11 protein-coding genes are annotated in these 14,828 nt (G+C 67.6%); 6 read left to right on the top strand and 5 right to left on the bottom strand.

Annotated features, from left to right (window positions below; genetic code table 11):
• Positions 1–139: 139 nt before the first annotated feature.
• Positions 140–3,199 carry a D-2-hydroxyglutarate dehydrogenase YdiJ gene (gene ydiJ / locus ABIC50_RS13110; RefSeq protein WP_354164321.1) on the bottom strand — a complete coding sequence of 1,020 codons (3,060 nt, stop codon included), beginning with the start codon at positions 3,197–3,199 and terminating at the stop codon, positions 140–142.
• A gap of 153 nt (positions 3,200–3,352) precedes the next feature.
• Between ydiJ and ABIC50_RS13115 the strand changes: the two genes are divergently transcribed.
• The gene (locus ABIC50_RS13115) at positions 3,353–4,243 is read left to right on the top strand and encodes a LysR substrate-binding domain-containing protein (RefSeq protein ID WP_354164324.1); all 891 of its coding nucleotides are present in this window, start codon (positions 3,353–3,355) and stop codon (positions 4,241–4,243) included.
• 5 nt (positions 4,244–4,248) lie between these two features.
• Here the strand turns inward: ABIC50_RS13115 and ABIC50_RS13120 are convergent, their stop codons facing one another.
• Positions 4,249–5,100, bottom strand: coding sequence for a LysR substrate-binding domain-containing protein (locus ABIC50_RS13120; RefSeq protein ID WP_126224139.1), 852 nt, complete (start codon positions 5,098–5,100; stop codon positions 4,249–4,251).
• A 111-nt stretch (positions 5,101–5,211) separates the two neighbouring features.
• On the opposite strand from ABIC50_RS13120, the gene ABIC50_RS13125 reads away from it, so the two are divergent.
• Positions 5,212–5,859: a LysE family translocator gene (locus tag ABIC50_RS13125; RefSeq protein ID WP_175734376.1), complete on the top strand. Its 648-nt coding sequence runs from the start codon at positions 5,212–5,214 to the stop codon at positions 5,857–5,859.
• Positions 5,860–6,021: 162 nt separating this feature from the next.
• Here ABIC50_RS13125 and sfnG read toward each other — a convergent pair whose 3' ends face one another.
• Entirely contained in the window at positions 6,022–7,125 is a 1,104-nt protein-coding gene (gene sfnG / locus ABIC50_RS13130) for a dimethylsulfone monooxygenase SfnG (protein WP_354164327.1), read from the bottom strand.
• A 29-nt stretch (positions 7,126–7,154) separates the two neighbouring features.
• Positions 7,155–7,715 (bottom strand): FMN reductase, encoded by a 561-nt coding sequence (gene msuE / locus ABIC50_RS13135; RefSeq protein WP_354164330.1) that lies wholly within the window; start codon positions 7,713–7,715, stop codon positions 7,155–7,157.
• Between the two features lie 512 nt (positions 7,716–8,227).
• Between msuE and ABIC50_RS13140 the strand changes: the two genes are divergently transcribed.
• From ABIC50_RS13140 to ABIC50_RS13150, 3 genes are all read left to right on the top strand, one after another.
• Entirely contained in the window at positions 8,228–9,358 is a 1,131-nt protein-coding gene (locus ABIC50_RS13140) for a sigma-54 interaction domain-containing protein (RefSeq protein ID WP_354164332.1), read from the top strand.
• Between the two features lie 424 nt (positions 9,359–9,782).
• Positions 9,783–11,501: a dihydroxyacetone kinase family protein gene (locus ABIC50_RS13145; protein ID WP_354164334.1), complete on the top strand. Its 1,719-nt coding sequence runs from the start codon at positions 9,783–9,785 to the stop codon at positions 11,499–11,501.
• Between the two features lie 236 nt (positions 11,502–11,737).
• Complete coding sequence (locus tag ABIC50_RS13150) at positions 11,738–13,123, top strand: MFS transporter (RefSeq protein ID WP_354164336.1); 1,386 nt, start codon at positions 11,738–11,740, stop codon at positions 13,121–13,123.
• Between the two features lie 92 nt (positions 13,124–13,215).
• Here ABIC50_RS13150 and ABIC50_RS13155 read toward each other — a convergent pair whose 3' ends face one another.
• A complete protein-coding gene (locus ABIC50_RS13155; protein WP_354164339.1) occupies positions 13,216–13,380 on the bottom strand; it encodes a hypothetical protein in 165 nt (54 codons plus the stop codon).
• Between the two features lie 29 nt (positions 13,381–13,409).
• Between ABIC50_RS13155 and ABIC50_RS13160 the strand changes: the two genes are divergently transcribed.
• Positions 13,410–14,426 (top strand): AraC family transcriptional regulator, encoded by a 1,017-nt coding sequence (locus tag ABIC50_RS13160; RefSeq protein ID WP_354164341.1) that lies wholly within the window; start codon positions 13,410–13,412, stop codon positions 14,424–14,426.
• Positions 14,427–14,828 lie beyond the last annotated feature (402 nt).

Consider the following 14,828-nt stretch of genomic DNA (forward strand, 5'->3'; position numbering starts at 1 on the left):
TGTGTGAAGCGCGTGCATGCATGCTGCGAGCCCAGCCGCATGTGGAACCGGTCCGCCGCCCCGGTGTCCGGCATCATGCCGGCGCCGGCTATGGTGAACGCTTGCGCGCCGTGCTCCGCGTCGCCGATTCGACCAGCGGTCACAGTCCATTACGCACGTGATCGAGCAGCGCCTGCAGCGGATGACGCATCTGCCGCGCGGACATGCGCTTCACCTGGCTCCGACACGAATAGCCGGTGGCCAGCGCTTCGCCCTGCGCTTGCGGCGCATCGACATGCGCGGCCCACGATTGTGCATAGATCGTCTTCGATGTCTGCAGGTTGCGCGCCTCGTGCCCGTAGGTCCCCGACATTCCGCAGCATCCGGTCGCCTGAACCGTCAGCCGCAACCCGCGGCGCGCGAACACCTGCGCCCACTGCTTGCCGCTGTCCGGCGCGTTGGTCTTCTCCGTGCAATGCGGCAGCAGCCGGTACGCTGCCGAAAGATCGGCAGCGCCCGGGTCCGCGCCGCCTTCCGGCAGCGCGTGCAGCAGCCACTCCTGCGGCAGCGCGACCTTCGGCACGTCGGCCAGCCCCGTCACCTTCAGGTATTCCTGCCGATAGGTGAGCGTCATCGCCGGATCGAGGCCGACGAGCGCGACACCCGAGCGCGCGAGCGCGGCCAGTTGCGTCGCGTTGCGAATCGCCGCCTTCTCGAACGCGCGAAGAAAGCCCTGCACATGCAGCGCCTTGCCGTTCGGCGCGAGCGGCGCGAGCCAAACCTGGAAGCCGATGCGTGCGGCCAGCTCGATCAGCGTCGCCAGCTGCTCGGTGTCGAAATAGCGCGTGAACGTGTCCTGCACGATGACGACGCTGCGCGCGCGCTGTGCGTCGCCCAGCGCGGCGAGCGCATGCGGATCGGCCGGCCGCACGTTCCACTGCCGGATCACGGCCGCGAGATCGAAGCGGCTCACGAGCGGGCTGTCGACCATGCCGACGTGTCGTTCGAGCAGCGTGCGCACCCAGCCGGCGCGCATCAGCCCGTTGTACAGCGCCGGCACGCGCGCCATCCACGGCATCGTGAATTCCAGCGAGCCGATCAGGTAGTCGCGCACCGGCCGCAGGTAGCGCTGGTGATACAGCTCGAGAAAGCGCGAGCGGAACTCGGGCACGTTGACCTTGACCGGGCACTGCCCCGCGCACGATTTGCACGCGAGGCAGCCGGCCATCGCGTCATACACCTCGTGCGAGAAGTCGGCTTCCCCGTTGCGCGCGGCGCGGCTGTTGCGCCAGCGGGCCGCGAGGCCGCGCAGGAACGGCTGCCGCGCACGCGCCGCCGCGACGACGTCGATGCCGGCCTGTCCTTGCAGGCGCAACCATTCGCGCATCAGCGACGCGCGCCCCTTCGGCGACTGCACCCGTTCGCGCGTCGCCTTCCACGACGGGCACATCGCGTCGTCCGGATCGAAGTTGTAGCACGCGCCGTTGCCGTTGCAGTGCATCGCCGTGCCGTAGCTCTGCCATACGCGCTCGTCGATCTGCCGGTCGTGGTCGCCGCGCGTGGGCACCTCGTCGATCTTCAGCAGCCGCAGCGTGTTGTCCGGCGGCGTCGCGATCTTGCCCGGGTTGAACTGGTTGTGCGGATCGAACGCCGCCTTCAGTTGCTGCAGCGACGGATACAGTTCGCCGAAGAACGCCGGCGCATATTCGGAGCGCACGCCCTTGCCGTGCTCTCCCCATAACAGGCCACCATGCCGCTGCGTGAGTTCGGCCACCGCGTCCGACACCGGCCGCACCAATGCGGCCTGCTTCGGGTCCTTCATGTCGAGCGCCGGGCGCACGTGCAGCACGCCCGCGTCGACGTGGCCGAACATCCCGTACTGCAGCCCGTGGCCGTCGAGCAGCGCGCGGAATTCGGCGATGTACGCGGCCAGGTTCTCGGGCGGCACCGCGGTGTCCTCGACGAACGGCTGCGGACGCGCCTCGCCCTGCACGTTGCCGAGCAAGCCGACCGCGCGCTTGCGCATCGCGTACACGCGCTTGACCGCCTCGTCACCGGTCGCGAGCGTATGGCCCAGGCGCTCGACGCTCGTATCGGTGCGCAGATGCTCGACGAACGCACGCACGCGCGCATCGACCTCCTCAGCATCGTCGCCGCTGAATTCGATCAGGTTGATGCCGAGCGTCGGACGCGCTTCGTCCTGCGGGAAATACTCGGCCACGCTGCTCCACACGAAATCCTTCATCGCGAGCATCAGCACCTTCGAGTCGACCGTCTCGATCGACAGCGGCTCGAGCGCGAGCAGCGCGCGCGCATCGCGCAGCGCGTCCATGAAGCCGGCGTAACGCACGTTCACCAGCACCGACACCTTCGGGATCGGCAGCACGTTCAGCTTCGCCTCGACGACGAAGCCGAGCGAGCCTTCGGCGCCGCACAGCACGCTGTTGAGGTTGAAGCGACCGTCCGGTTCGCGCAGGTGCGCGAGATCGTAGCCGGTCAGGCAGCGATTGAGCTTCGGAAATTTCGCGTCGATCAGCGCGGCTTTTTCGTCGCTGATGCGGCGCGCGGTGCGATAGACCTTGCCGACCCGGTCCTGCCGCGCGCAGCGGCGTTCCAGCTCGTCGTCCGCGAGCGCGTCGCTGTGCAGCTGCTCGCCGCCCATCAGCACGAAGTCGAGCGCGAGCACGTGGTCGCGCGTCTTGCCGTACGTGCAGCTGCCTTGCCCGCTCGCATCGGTGTTGATCATCCCGCCGACCGTCGCGCGGTTCGACGTCGACAGCTCCGGCGCGAAAAAGAGGCCGTGCGGCTTCAGCTCCGCATTGAGCTGATCCTTGACGACGCCCGCCTGCACGCGCACCCAGCGCTCGTCGGCATTGATTTCGAGGATCCGGTTCATGTTGCGCGACAGGTCCACGACCACGCCGTCGGTCAACGACTGCCCGTTGGTGCCGGTGCCGCCGCCGCGCGCCGCCACCGCGACGTCGCGGTGCGCCGGTTCAGCCAGCAGCCGCGCGACGAGCCGCACGTCCTCGGCATGCGCGGGACAGATCACCGCCTGCGGCAGACGCTGGTAGATCGAGTTGTCGGTCGCCTGCACGGTCCGGTTCGCATGGTCCGCGCGGATTTCGCCGGCGAATCCGGCGGCCTGGAGGGCGGCGAGAAAGTCGCGGTAACGGCCCTCGGGCGGGCTGACGGGACGGGGCAACGGAGCGATCGACATGGGATGAAAGCGCGAGATGAGTGAGACCGGCGCGCGGTCTCGATCAGAAACATGAGTTTTGAGCAAGATTCCACGCCACGCGGAAATCCAGTATCTTGCGAATCAGCGCGAGAAACAAACGAATTCTCCCCCGGAAAAACTTGCATAAAACTCATGAATTACCGTCGCCTTACCCCGTCCATGTCGCTGTTGCTGGTGTTCGAGGCCGCCGCGCGCCACGAAAGCTATACGCGCGCGGCCGACGAGCTGTCCCTGAGCCAGAGCGCGATCAGCCGGCAGGTGCAAACGCTCGAGGATCAGCTCGGCGTGCCGCTGTTCCGGCGTGAGGGCCGATCCGTGAAGCTGACGGAAGTCGGACGGCGCTACTACGTCGAGCTGAGCGGCGCGCTCGGGCGCATCCGCGGCGCGACGCTGCAGGCGATGTCGCATCAGGCCGGCGCCGGCACGCTGCGGCTCGCGACATTGCCGACCTTCGGCTCGAAATGGCTGCTGCCGCACCTGCACGACTTCTATGCCGCGCATCCGGGCGTGACCGTGCACCTGCATTCGCGGATCGGCGGCATCGACTTCCATACCGACGATCTCGACGCGGCCATTACCGTCGGCGCGGGCGACTGGCCCGGCCTGCACGCGCACCGGCTGTACAACGAGTTCCTGATTGCGATCGCGAGCCCCGATGCGGCCGGGCGCCGCAAGGCCGGCCCGCGCGCGCCGGCATGGGCGGTCGGGCAGACGCTGCTGGGCGTGACGAGCAATCAGCACGCATGGGCGGAATGGTTCTCGCACTTCGGCCTCGATCATCGCGAGATGCGGATCGGCCCGAGCTTCGAGCTGACGTCGCACCTGATCCAGGCCGTGCGGGCCGGCATGGGAATCGGCCTCGTGCCGAAGGTGCTGGTGGAAGACGAACTGAGCCGCAACGAGCTCGTGTCGATCGGCGACGCGATCACCAGCCAGCGCAGCTACTACCTCGTGTACCCGCCGGAAAACGACACGTTGCCGTCGCTGGTGGCGTTTCGGGAGTGGCTGCTGAAGTCGTGCTGACGCGATCACGTGCGCCATTCATCGAGAATCTGCTCCGCCAGGTAGTCGCACGGCGGGCGCGCGGACTTCGCGCTGCGCGCCAGCACGACCTCGAGTTCGCCGAGCGGCGGCAGCCCGTGGCTTTCCGACAGCTGCACGAGATGATCGGGAATGCAGCAGCGCGCGAGCGGCGCGACCGCGAGCCCGGCCTCCACCATGCTCAACAGCCCGAGGTGGCTCGGGCTTTCGTACGACATCCGGTACGGGATCTTCTGCCGGTTCAGCGCCTTGACCGCATGATCGCGCGCCATGCTGCCGCCGTGCGTGAAGAACGCGACCGGCAGCGGCCGCTCCTCCCACACGTTACGCTTCGGTGAGCCGACCCAGACGAGCGGCTCCATCCGGATCAGCTCGCCGGTCACGCCCTTGATCCGCGTGAGGCACGCGAGGTCGACGGTGTTGTCCTTCAGCATCGGCACGAGCGCGCTGCTCGGCTGGCCGATCACACGCACTTCGACGCGCGGATGCATCGCCGCGAACTTGCCGAGCACCTGCGGCAGCAGCGACGAGATGTAGTCGTCCGGCACGCCGATCGTCACGCGACCGCGGATCTCCGGCCGCACGACCGACGCCCACGCCTCGTCGCGCATCGCCAGCATCCGGCGGCCGTAGTCGGCGAGCGTGCGGCCGTCGTCGGTGGCCGTGACGTTGCGCGTGTCGCGGATGAACAGCGGCTTGCCGAGCGCATCCTCCAGCGCCTTGATCTGCATGCTCACCGCCGACGGCGACCGGTGTACGGCCTGCGCGCCCTGCGCGAACGAGCCGGATTCCGCGACGGCCACCACCATCGCGAGTACATCGAGGTCGAGCTTTTTCATTTCGATTCAGAAAAACTGATCAATCGATTCAGTTTATCCCGTTTTACTGTCCGCCTCCATGATCGGACAATCAATCCCGTCAGCACTCATTCGATGCAGGAAGCGAACAACATGCATACGTCCGGATCGCTCTACGGGTTTCTCGTCATCGGCGGCATGCTCGCGGTCACGCCGGGGCCGAACATGGTCTACGTGATGTCGCGCTCGATCGCGCAAGGGCGTGCGGCCGGGCTCATTTCGCTCGCCGGCGTGATGATCGGCTACCTGTTCTACATGTTCGGCGCGGCGTTCGGCATCACGACGCTGTTCATGAGCGTGCCCTATGCGGGCACCGTGCTCGGCGTGGTGGGCGCCGCCTATCTGCTCTACCTCGCATGGCAGGCCGTGCGGCCCGGCGGTCGCTCGCCGTTCGAGGTGCGGACGCTGCCGAACGAGCAGCCGCTGCGGCTGCTCGCGATGGGCGCGACCACCAGCGTGCTGAATCCGAAACTCGCGATGCTGTTCGTGTCGCTGCTGCCGCAGTTCATCGATTACCGGCAAGGCAGCGTGTTCGGCCAGTCGCTGTTTCTCGGTTCGTTGTTGATCGCGGTGTTCGCTTCCGCGAACGGGCTGGTCGCAATCTGCTCGAGCAGCATCGCGACGTTCCTGCGCGGGCGTCCGGCACTGCTGCTCGCGCAGCGCTGGGCGATGGGAGCGGTGCTCGGCAGCCTCGGCGTGCAGATGCTCGTCGAGGCGTCGAGAATGGCGGATGTCGCGTAACGCGCTCGGCGGGTCGCGGATCGGGTGAAGCGCCGGCCCGCACGCGCCGCCCGTCGTGAGGCAGCGCTCGTCGGTGGCCAGCGACACGTGTCGCCGGATATTGCATTCACACGCTCGGGCAGTCGCGGGCGATCGCAACCGGCCGCCGCACAGCCGCCCGCATCACGCGGCAACCGCCTGCCGCCGCGCTTCGAGCTCGCGCACGAGCGGCAGCACGCGCTGGCCGAAGTACTCGACTTCCTCGATGAAATGCAGGAACCCGGCGAGCACGAGATCGACGCCGATCGCCTTCAGCGCGACGATCCGCTCGGCGATCTGTTGCGGCGTGCCGATCAGGTTCGTGCGGAAGCCGTCGTTGTACTGCACGAGATCCTCGAACGTCGACTTCGCCCAGTTGCCCTCGCCTTCCGGCGATGCGCTGCCGGCCTGTTTCACTGCATCGCCGAACGCATGCACGGCCTCGACGTGCGCGTGCCGGATGATGTCGTCGAGCACGGCCCGCGCCTCTTCCTCGGTGTCGCGCGCGATCACGAACGCATTGACGCCGATCCGCACGCGATGGTTGTTCGCGGCGGCCTTCGCGCGGATGTCATCGATCTGCGCCTTCAGGTTCTCCGGCGTATTGCCGTTCGTGAAGTACCAGTCCGACACGCTCGCCGCGTTGTCGCGCGCCGCGCGCGAGCTGCCGCCCTGGAAGATCTCCGGATGCGGCTTCTGCACGGGTTTCGGGCTCAGCGTGTAGTCGTTGAAGCGGTAAAAGTCGCCCTTGAACGTGAAGTTGTCCTGCGTCCAGATACCCTTCAGCGCCTGGATGAACTCCTTCGAGCGCCGATAGCGTTCGTCATGCTCGAGCCACGGCTCGCCGATCGCGCTGAATTCGCCCTTGAACCAGCCGCTGACGACGTTGATCGCGATGCGTCCATTCGAAATATGGTCGATCGTCGCGAGCTGCTTCGCGACCACGGCCGGATGCCACGGCCCCGGCAGGATCGCGGCGAGCACCTTGAGCTTCGTCGTCGCGTGCAGCAGCGCCTGGCTGAACGAGACCGATTCGTGCTGGTACTCGGCGCCGTAGCCGGCCGTGAAGCGGATCTGGCTCAGCGCGTAGTCGAAGCCGGCCGCCTCGGCCGTGCGCGCGAGCTTCTGGTTGTATTCGAGACTCCAGTCGGTACGCTGCTCGATCGTGCTGACAACGAGGCCGCCGCTGACGTTCGGCACCCAGTACGCGAATTTGACGCCATCGGCCGAAGGTTCGTGAATGCTCATGAAAGGTCCTGATCGAAGGGGAAAACGGGTTACGCAGCCACGGCGGCGAGTGCGCGCGGCCGCAGTTGCGGCACCGCACGGTCCACCGCGAGCGCGATGCGGGCGCGCAGCGCGGGGTTCGCGATCTCATAGCCGTCGAAATCGCTTTCGGCCGCGTACACGCCGATCGGCAGCGTGCGCGCCTGGAAGAAGCTGAACAGCGGCCGCAGTTGGTGATCGATCACGAGCGCGTGGCGCTCGCTGCCGCCGGTGGCCGCGAGCAGCACCGGCACATCGACGAGCGACTCGTGATACACGAGGTCGAACAGGTGCTTGAAGAGGCCGGTGTACGACGCGCGATACACGGGGCTCGCGACGATGAGCGCATCGGCCGTCTCGATCGCGCGGATCAGCGCGTCGAGATCGGGTGGTACCTGCGCACGCTTCAGCGCGCCGGCCAGCCGGTTGCCGATCTCGCCGAGTTCGATCAGCCGCGTGTCGATCGGTAACGTGTCGCCGAGCGCGGCAACGATCGCGTTCGTCAGTGCCAGCGTGCGTGACGGTCGTTGCAGCCCGCCCGACAGGGCGACTACGTTGAGGGTGTTGCTCATGCCATGCGTTCCCGTGGTCGAGCGGCGCGCTGTCGCGCCTATACGGTGCCAGGGTTGCAAGGAGCGTGCCATTGTCGACGGTTGCGCGATCGTCCGATCATCTGCATCACGAAGTTTTCCTCGATCGCCCGTCGGGTATGGGTTCCGCGGCCAATTGGCCAGCCGTGGCAAGCGTTCCAGGAAACGCCTCACATCGATATTCCACAGCGAGATGAACCGGCGGAAACAGCGTTGCTGATGCGCTGCTGCTCAATCAGCAGTTTGGCGCGCGGCGCGCGTCCGATCGCAGCGGTCAGGCACCGTCGCATCGAACACGATGACGTCGAATCCGCTGTCGCCGCAGCGCGCTCGCGCGTCGCTGCATCCTGCGCAGCAATGGCGCTTTCGTTATCAGAAATCGATGCTTCCCGAGCGACGCAAAACACGGAACACTCTGCTGACCACGCAGCAACCGGACCACCGCGCCCGCCAGCGCGGGTCCGCACGTTCGAACGACTCACGCCTTCATCGCCATGACCTCCCTGTTTGCACCGCCGCGTCCGGTCAATCTTCGTATCGTCACCGCTCAGCCGGACGAATCGCGCACACGCTCGCGCGGCGCACCCGTTCTCACCGGCTCGGCGCATCAAGCGGCGGATCGCACCCGTGCACACGTGTTCGTCGATCCGCGTTCGCTCGCGCTGCTCGAACGCGTGCGGCGCGTCGCGCCGAGCGACGCGAACGTGCTGATCGCCGGCGAGACCGGCACCGGCAAGGAATTGATCGCGCGCCGCGTGCACGACGTCAGCCATCGCGGCGACGGGCCGTTCGTCGCCGTGAACTGCGGCGCGCTGTCCGACACGCTCGTCGACAGCGAACTGTTCGGTCACGAGAAAGGCGCATTCACGGGCGCGGTCGGCGCGAAGCCCGGCTGGTTCGAAGCCGCAAACGGCGGCACGCTGTTTCTCGACGAGATCGGCGACCTGCCGCTATCGATGCAGGTCAAGCTGCTGCGCGTGCTGCAGGAGCGCGAGGTCGTGCGGCTCGGCTCGCGCGCGAGCATCCCGATCGACGTGCGCGTGGTGGCCGCGACCAACGTCGACCTGGAGCAGGCGGTGGCGGCCGGACGGTTTCGCGGCGACCTGTTCTACCGGCTCAACGTCGTGCGGCTCGACGTGCCGACATTGCGCGAACGTCCCGGCGACATCCTGCCGCTCGCGCGCCACTTCCTCGACACATACCGCGGCCGCCTCGGCCACGGGCCGCGCAGCATCGATCCGCTCGCGGCGCGCCGGCTCGAAGCGCATCCGTGGCCCGGCAACATCCGCGAACTGGAGAACGTGATGCATCATGCGGTGCTGGTGAGCCGCCACGATGCGTTGCAGGACACCGACCTGAACCTGTCGTCGGCATGCGCACCGGCCACGGGCGCGCGGGAAGCAGCGACCCATGCGCCTGCTCAGGAAGCGCTCGAACTGGCGCTGTGCGCGCTGTTCGACGACGCGCACGAGAACCTGTTCGAGCGTATCGAGGACACCGTGATGCGCGTAGCGTTCGACTTCAGCCACCGCAACCAGATCCAGGCCGCGCGACTGCTCGGCATCAGCCGCAATGTGCTGCGCGCGCGGCTGATTCGCGCGAAGGTGATCGCGGCGGTCAAGTAAGAGGAAGCGCGCGGCGACACGCAGTGCCGCGCTTTCGCGATGCGGATAACGCTCGCGCCGAGCCTGCCACGATCCCTGCTGCGTCGTCGACCGACGCGAGCGAGGCGGCACACGCGACGCCGCCGCGGCGAGCGACGGTCAGCGAACCGAGCGGCATCAGGCCAAGTCCCGACAACAAGCCGCGTTGCAGCCCCACCCCGCCCGAACCGCTCGACCTCGCCATTTGCCGCCCCGTTCCGCACGGCCGTGACCGAAGCGCCGACTAGGCTGCTCACGACGAGCCCGGGAATCGGCGCGACGCTATTATCGTTACATTCGTGCTACGAATGCATCGCCCGTAACGCCGACTCTGCTGTGCGCGTCGCCTGTCGTTTACAGCACGCCGCCCGGCGGGCCTCAGTCCCATCGTCAGGAAACCGTCGCCATGAAAAAACTCGTGAACCACCCGTCCGATGTCGTGCACGAAATGCTCGAAGGCATCGCGCGGCAGTCGCCGCATCTCGCGATCCTCGGCGACGAGCACGTGCTCATTCGCCAGCCGATGCCCGAGCCGTCGCAGCGCCCCGTCGCGATCCTGTCCGGCGGCGGCAGCGGCCACGAGCCCGCACACGGCGGCTATGTCGGCGAAGGGATGCTGAGCGCGGCCGTCTGCGGTGAAGTGTTCACGTCGCCGTCGACCGACGCCGTGCTCGCCGCGATCCGCGCGAGTGCCGGCCCGAACGGCGCGCTGCTCGTAGTGAAGAACTACACCGGCGACCGCCTCAATTTCGGGCTGGCCGCCGAGCTCGCCCGCGCGGAAGGAATTCCGGTCGAGACGGTGATCGTCGCCGACGACGTGTCGCTGCGCGGCCGCGTCGAGCGCGGGCAGCGGCGCGGAATCGCGGGCACCGTGCTGATCCACAAGCTGGCCGGCGCGGCCGCCGCGCGCGGGCTGCCACTTGCCCGCGTCGCGGCAATCGCGCGCGACGCGGCGGCCGAACTCGGCACGATGGGCGTCGCGCTCGACGGCTGCACGATCCCCGGCGCCGAGAAATCGGGGTTCAGTCTCGCCGATCACGAGATCGAACTCGGCCTCGGCATCCACGGCGAGAAAGGCGTCGAACGCACCGCGCCGCTGCCGGCCGACGCGCTCGTCGACACGCTGCTGTCGAGCATCGTCGCCGATCTCGTGCTCGATCGCGGCGAACGCGTCGCGCTGTTCGTCAACGGTCTCGGCGCGACGCCGGACATGGAGCTGGCGATCGTGCTGCGCGCCGCGTACGACAACCTGAACCGGCGCGGCATCACGGTCGCGCGCGCGTGGGCCGGCACGTTCCTGTCCGCGCTCAACATGCCCGGCTGCTCGATTTCGCTGCTGCGCTTGAACGACGAACGCGCCGCGCTGCTCGACGCGCCGACGCAGGCGCGCGCCTGGCCCGGCGGCGGCGCGGTCAATGCGCAGATTCATGTGGCCTCGGCGGCCGCGCACGACGAGCCGCCGCCGCCGCTCGACGCGGCCGGTCGCGCGTGGGCCGCGCGGCTGCAGCCGGCGCTGCATGCGGTCGCGCAGGCGTTGATCGACAACGAAGCGACGCTGACGGAGCTCGACACGGCCGCGGGCGACGGCGATCTCGGCGCAAGCATGTATCGCGCCGCGCAGGCGATCCTCGCGTTGCCGGAAACCGCGTTCGGCACGCCGGCCGGTACGCTCGCGGCGCTGGGCGCCGCGTTGCGCCGCGCGATCGCCGGAAGTTCGGGACCGTTTTATGCGACCGCGCTGGTGCGCGCGTCGCGCCGCCTCGCCTCCACCGACGATGCCGACGCTACTGCCGAGCCGTCGGCGCGCGACTGGGCCGCGGCGTTCCGTAGCGCGGTGGATGCGATCGGCGAACTGGGCGGCGCACGCGCCGGCGACCGGACGATGCTCGACGCGCTGGTGCCGGCCGCCGCTGCGTTCGACCGCGCGCTCGACCATGATCGCGACCCCGCGAGCGCATGGGCGGCCGCAGTGGAAGCCGCGGAACACGGTGCGCAGCAAACGGCCGGCATGACGCCGCGCGCGGGGCGGGCGAGCTATCTCGGCGAACGCGCGATCGGCACGCCGGATGGCGGCGCGGTGGCGGTCGCGTGCTGGTTGCGCGCGTTGCTGCCGCATATTCGCTAGGCACCGCTTCGGGCGATGCGCGGGCCGGCCGCGCCAACGCATCGCCGCATCACCGCATCGCCGCATCACCGCATCGCCGCATCACCGCATCGCCGCATCGCCGCATCCTCGTCCACGGCACGGGGAAAACCCCGATCGCCAATATCGTCCTATGACATCCGGCCTCGCTAATTGGCGGGATTACTTTGATCCTCGTCGGCGCCCGCCCGGGCGCATGCTGATAACGAGGATCCCTCATGCGATACGTGCCATCGTGGACTTCCGTTTCCCCCGCCGCGTCCATTCCGGACGAGACGGCTTCCCGCGGCGACGAGCCGCACTGCCTGCCGCGGGTCGCGATCGCGGCCGCCGCCCTCGGCAATGCGACCGAATGGTTCGATTACGGCATTTACGCGTACGGGCTCGCCTACATCTCCGCGGCGCTGTTTCCCGGCAACACGGCCAGTGCGACGTTGTTCGCGCTCGGCACCTTCGCCATCTCGTTCCTGATCCGCCCACTCGGCGGCCTGTTCTGGGGCCCGCTCGGCGACCGCCTCGGCCGCAAGCGGGTGCTCGCGCTGACCGTGCTGACGATGTCGGGTGCAACCCTGCTCGTCGGCGTGCTGCCGACCTACGCGACGGCCGGCTGGCTCGCGCCGGCGGCACTCATCGTGCTGCGCATGGTGCAGGGCTTCTCGACCGGCGGCGAATACGGCGGCGCGGCGACCTTCATCGCCGAATACGCACCGGATTCGCGACGCGGCCTGTGCGGCAGCTTCCTCGAATTCGCGACGATTGCCGGGTTCTCGCTCGGCGCGCTGCTCATGCTCGGCTTCGCGCTGCTGCTCGGCGACTCGTCGATGCACGCATGGGGCTGGCGCCTGCCATTCCTCGTCGCGGCCCCGCTCGGGCTGATCGGCTTCTACCTGCGTTCGCGTCTCGAGGAAACGCCGGTGTTCCGCGAACTCGAGGAGCAGGCGCAGCGGCGCGAGCAGAGCACCGCGGCCACCGCGCTGCCGGTCGGTCAGCTGCTGGTCCGCTATGCGCGGCCGCTGCTGCTGCTCGGCGGGCTCGTCGTCGCGTTGAACGTCGTCAACTACGTACTGCTCGCGTACATGCCGACCTACATGCACAAGGAGCTCGGCGTCAGCGAGAACATGTCGCTGCTGATTCCGCTGATCGGCATGCTCGCGATGATGGTGCTGCTGCCGTTCGCCGGCTGGCTGTCGGATCGCGTCGGCCGCAAGACGATGTGGTGGATCTCGCTCGTCGGGCTGTTCGTCGCGGCCGTGCCGATGTTCACGCTGATGACGCACGGCGTGCTCGGCGCATTCATCGGCTTCGCGGTGCTCGGCCTGCTGTACGTGCCGCAGCTCGCGACCATTTCCGCGATGTTCCCGGCGATGTTCCCGACCCATGTGCGATATGCGGGCATGGCGATCGCATACAACGTGTCGACGTCGCTGTTCGGCGGCACCGCGCCGATCGTCAACGACTGGCTGATCGGCAAGACCGGCAATACGATGATTCCCGCGTACTACATGATGGCGGCCTGTGCGGTCGGGCTGGTTGCGCTGGCGGGCGTGATCGAGACGCGCGGGTGCTCGCTGCGCGGGGACACGGTGCCGGGGCGAGCGGGCTGATACGCGACTGATCCGCCTCGGCTTCCGCTTCCCATAAATGGCATCCTTCGCATCGCCCGCCTTCCGGCAACGGACCGCGGGCGATGCGCATTTCAGCGGTACATCCACTTGCCGCCCGGCGCGATGTCGTTTCGCATGATCCCCGGATACGGCCACTCGAGTCCCGCACCGCGCAGCACGCCGATGCCCTCTATCAGCACCACACGCACGGCCATCACGGGGAGCAGGTTTCGCTTGCGCCCGGCAGCGATTAACATCACTGCACTTTCCGTGGATGAGCCTGACCATGAACGATGCTCAAGACAAGGGCACAACCTCCATCAGCCTGGTGCGTGAGGCCATTCTCGTGGCGACACAGCGGAATCTCGATGTGTCGGCCGTCCTCCAGCACGCTGGAATCGCGGCAGAATTGTTGGATGTGCCGAGAGCCCGCGTGCCGGCGTTGGCCTTTTCGCGCCTGTGGGCGGCGCTGGCCGATTTGATGGACGACGAGTTCTTTGGTCTCGACAGCCACCCACTGCGCCGGGGCAGTTACGCGCTGATGTGTCACGCGGTGCTGCATTCGGACAATCTGGAACACGCGCTGCGCCGCATGCTTAAATTCCTGCGCGCCGTGCTCGACGACATTCACGGCGAGTTGCGCTGCGAAGGCGAGCATGCGGTGATCGTCCTGCATGACGATGGGCGCACACGCCGGCTCTTTGCCTACGGCACGTGGTTCATCCTCGTGCACGGTTTTGCATGCTGGCTCGCGCGCAGACGGATTCCGCTGATCGAGATGAGGTTTCGCGCGTCCGCACCAAGCGATGACAGCGACTACCGGATGCGCTTCTGCGAGAACGTGACGTTCTCCGCGGAGGAGACCCTGATCCGGTTCGATCGCAGTTTCCTCGATCTCAAACTGTCCGGCACGGAAGCGAGCCTTCGTGCGTTCCTCGAGAATGCACCGGCCAATATCCTGGTGAAGTATCGCAATGAATCGAGCACGACGGCCCAGGTCAGGCGCCGACTCAGAAACCAGGCCCCCGACGATTGGCCGGACCTCGACGCGCTCTCGCGGTTGCTGAATCTATCCGCGGCCACGCTGCAACGCCGCCTGCTGGCCGAAGGCACGAACTACCGGCAACTGAAAGACGAATTGCGCCGCGACATCGCGATCGAGTTGTTCTCCAGCACTTCTCTCACGGTCGCGGAAGTCGCTGCACGGACTGGATTTCAGGAAGCCAGTGCTTTTCACAGGGCCTTCAGGAAGTGGACGGGCGCCAGCCCGGGAATGTACCGCCACGGCAAGACGAACGCTTGATCGTAGGCCCGAGCCTCGTTTCCAAACGAATTTTGCACAAGAGCATGGCTGCCGACGCAACGCAGCGCCAAGCCGTGCCACCGGTGAATCGCGCGCGGGCGGGCAGCGCCGATGCCGCATTCCGCTCATGTTCCCTGGGCAGCCGACGCACGAAGCACAGTGAAAACCCGGCGTGTCCACAGACCTCACGCAAACTGAGGTCGGCGGGCATGGATTGGTGTGCCGCCCAGGCTGACACTGCAACCGCGTTCGGCAAACCAGAACAAGCCTCGCGCCCGGTTGCGCGGCGTAACCGGAGTTGGCTCCGCGAAAGCCCCGCGCTTGATAAACACCGCAAGACAGGCACTCGCTTACTCGGGCCGCAGCCTTCCTTTCAACCGCTGCGAAATCAGCGGCGAGAAG

Source organism: Burkholderia sp. 567 (assembly GCF_040545115.1).
In the GTDB taxonomy this organism is placed as follows: Bacteria; Pseudomonadota; Gammaproteobacteria; order Burkholderiales; family Burkholderiaceae; genus Burkholderia; species Burkholderia ambifaria.

What these genes read in the sequence shown, in the direction of transcription:
- ABIC50_RS13145 (WP_354164334.1), top strand. Translation starts at nt 9,783, where the DNA reads ATGAAAAAACTCGTGAACCACCCGTCCGATGTCGTGCACGAAATGCTC.
- msuE (WP_354164330.1), bottom strand. Translation starts at nt 7,715, where the DNA reads ATGAGCAACACCCTCAACGTAGTCGCCCTGTCGGGCGGGCTGCAACGA.
- ABIC50_RS13140 (WP_354164332.1), top strand. Translation starts at nt 8,228, where the DNA reads ATGACCTCCCTGTTTGCACCGCCGCGTCCGGTCAATCTTCGTATCGTC.
- ABIC50_RS13160 (WP_354164341.1), top strand. Translation starts at nt 13,410, where the DNA reads ATGAACGATGCTCAAGACAAGGGCACAACCTCCATCAGCCTGGTGCGT.
- sfnG (WP_354164327.1), bottom strand. Translation starts at nt 7,125, where the DNA reads ATGAGCATTCACGAACCTTCGGCCGATGGCGTCAAATTCGCGTACTGG.
- ABIC50_RS13120 (WP_126224139.1), bottom strand. Translation starts at nt 5,100, where the DNA reads ATGAAAAAGCTCGACCTCGATGTACTCGCGATGGTGGTGGCCGTCGCG.
- ABIC50_RS13125 (WP_175734376.1), top strand. Translation starts at nt 5,212, where the DNA reads ATGCATACGTCCGGATCGCTCTACGGGTTTCTCGTCATCGGCGGCATG.
- ydiJ (WP_354164321.1), bottom strand. Translation starts at nt 3,199, where the DNA reads ATGTCGATCGCTCCGTTGCCCCGTCCCGTCAGCCCGCCCGAGGGCCGT.
- ABIC50_RS13115 (WP_354164324.1), top strand. Translation starts at nt 3,353, where the DNA reads ATGAATTACCGTCGCCTTACCCCGTCCATGTCGCTGTTGCTGGTGTTC.
- ABIC50_RS13150 (WP_354164336.1), top strand. Translation starts at nt 11,738, where the DNA reads ATGCGATACGTGCCATCGTGGACTTCCGTTTCCCCCGCCGCGTCCATT.
- ABIC50_RS13155 (WP_354164339.1), bottom strand. Translation starts at nt 13,380, where the DNA reads ATGTTAATCGCTGCCGGGCGCAAGCGAAACCTGCTCCCCGTGATGGCC.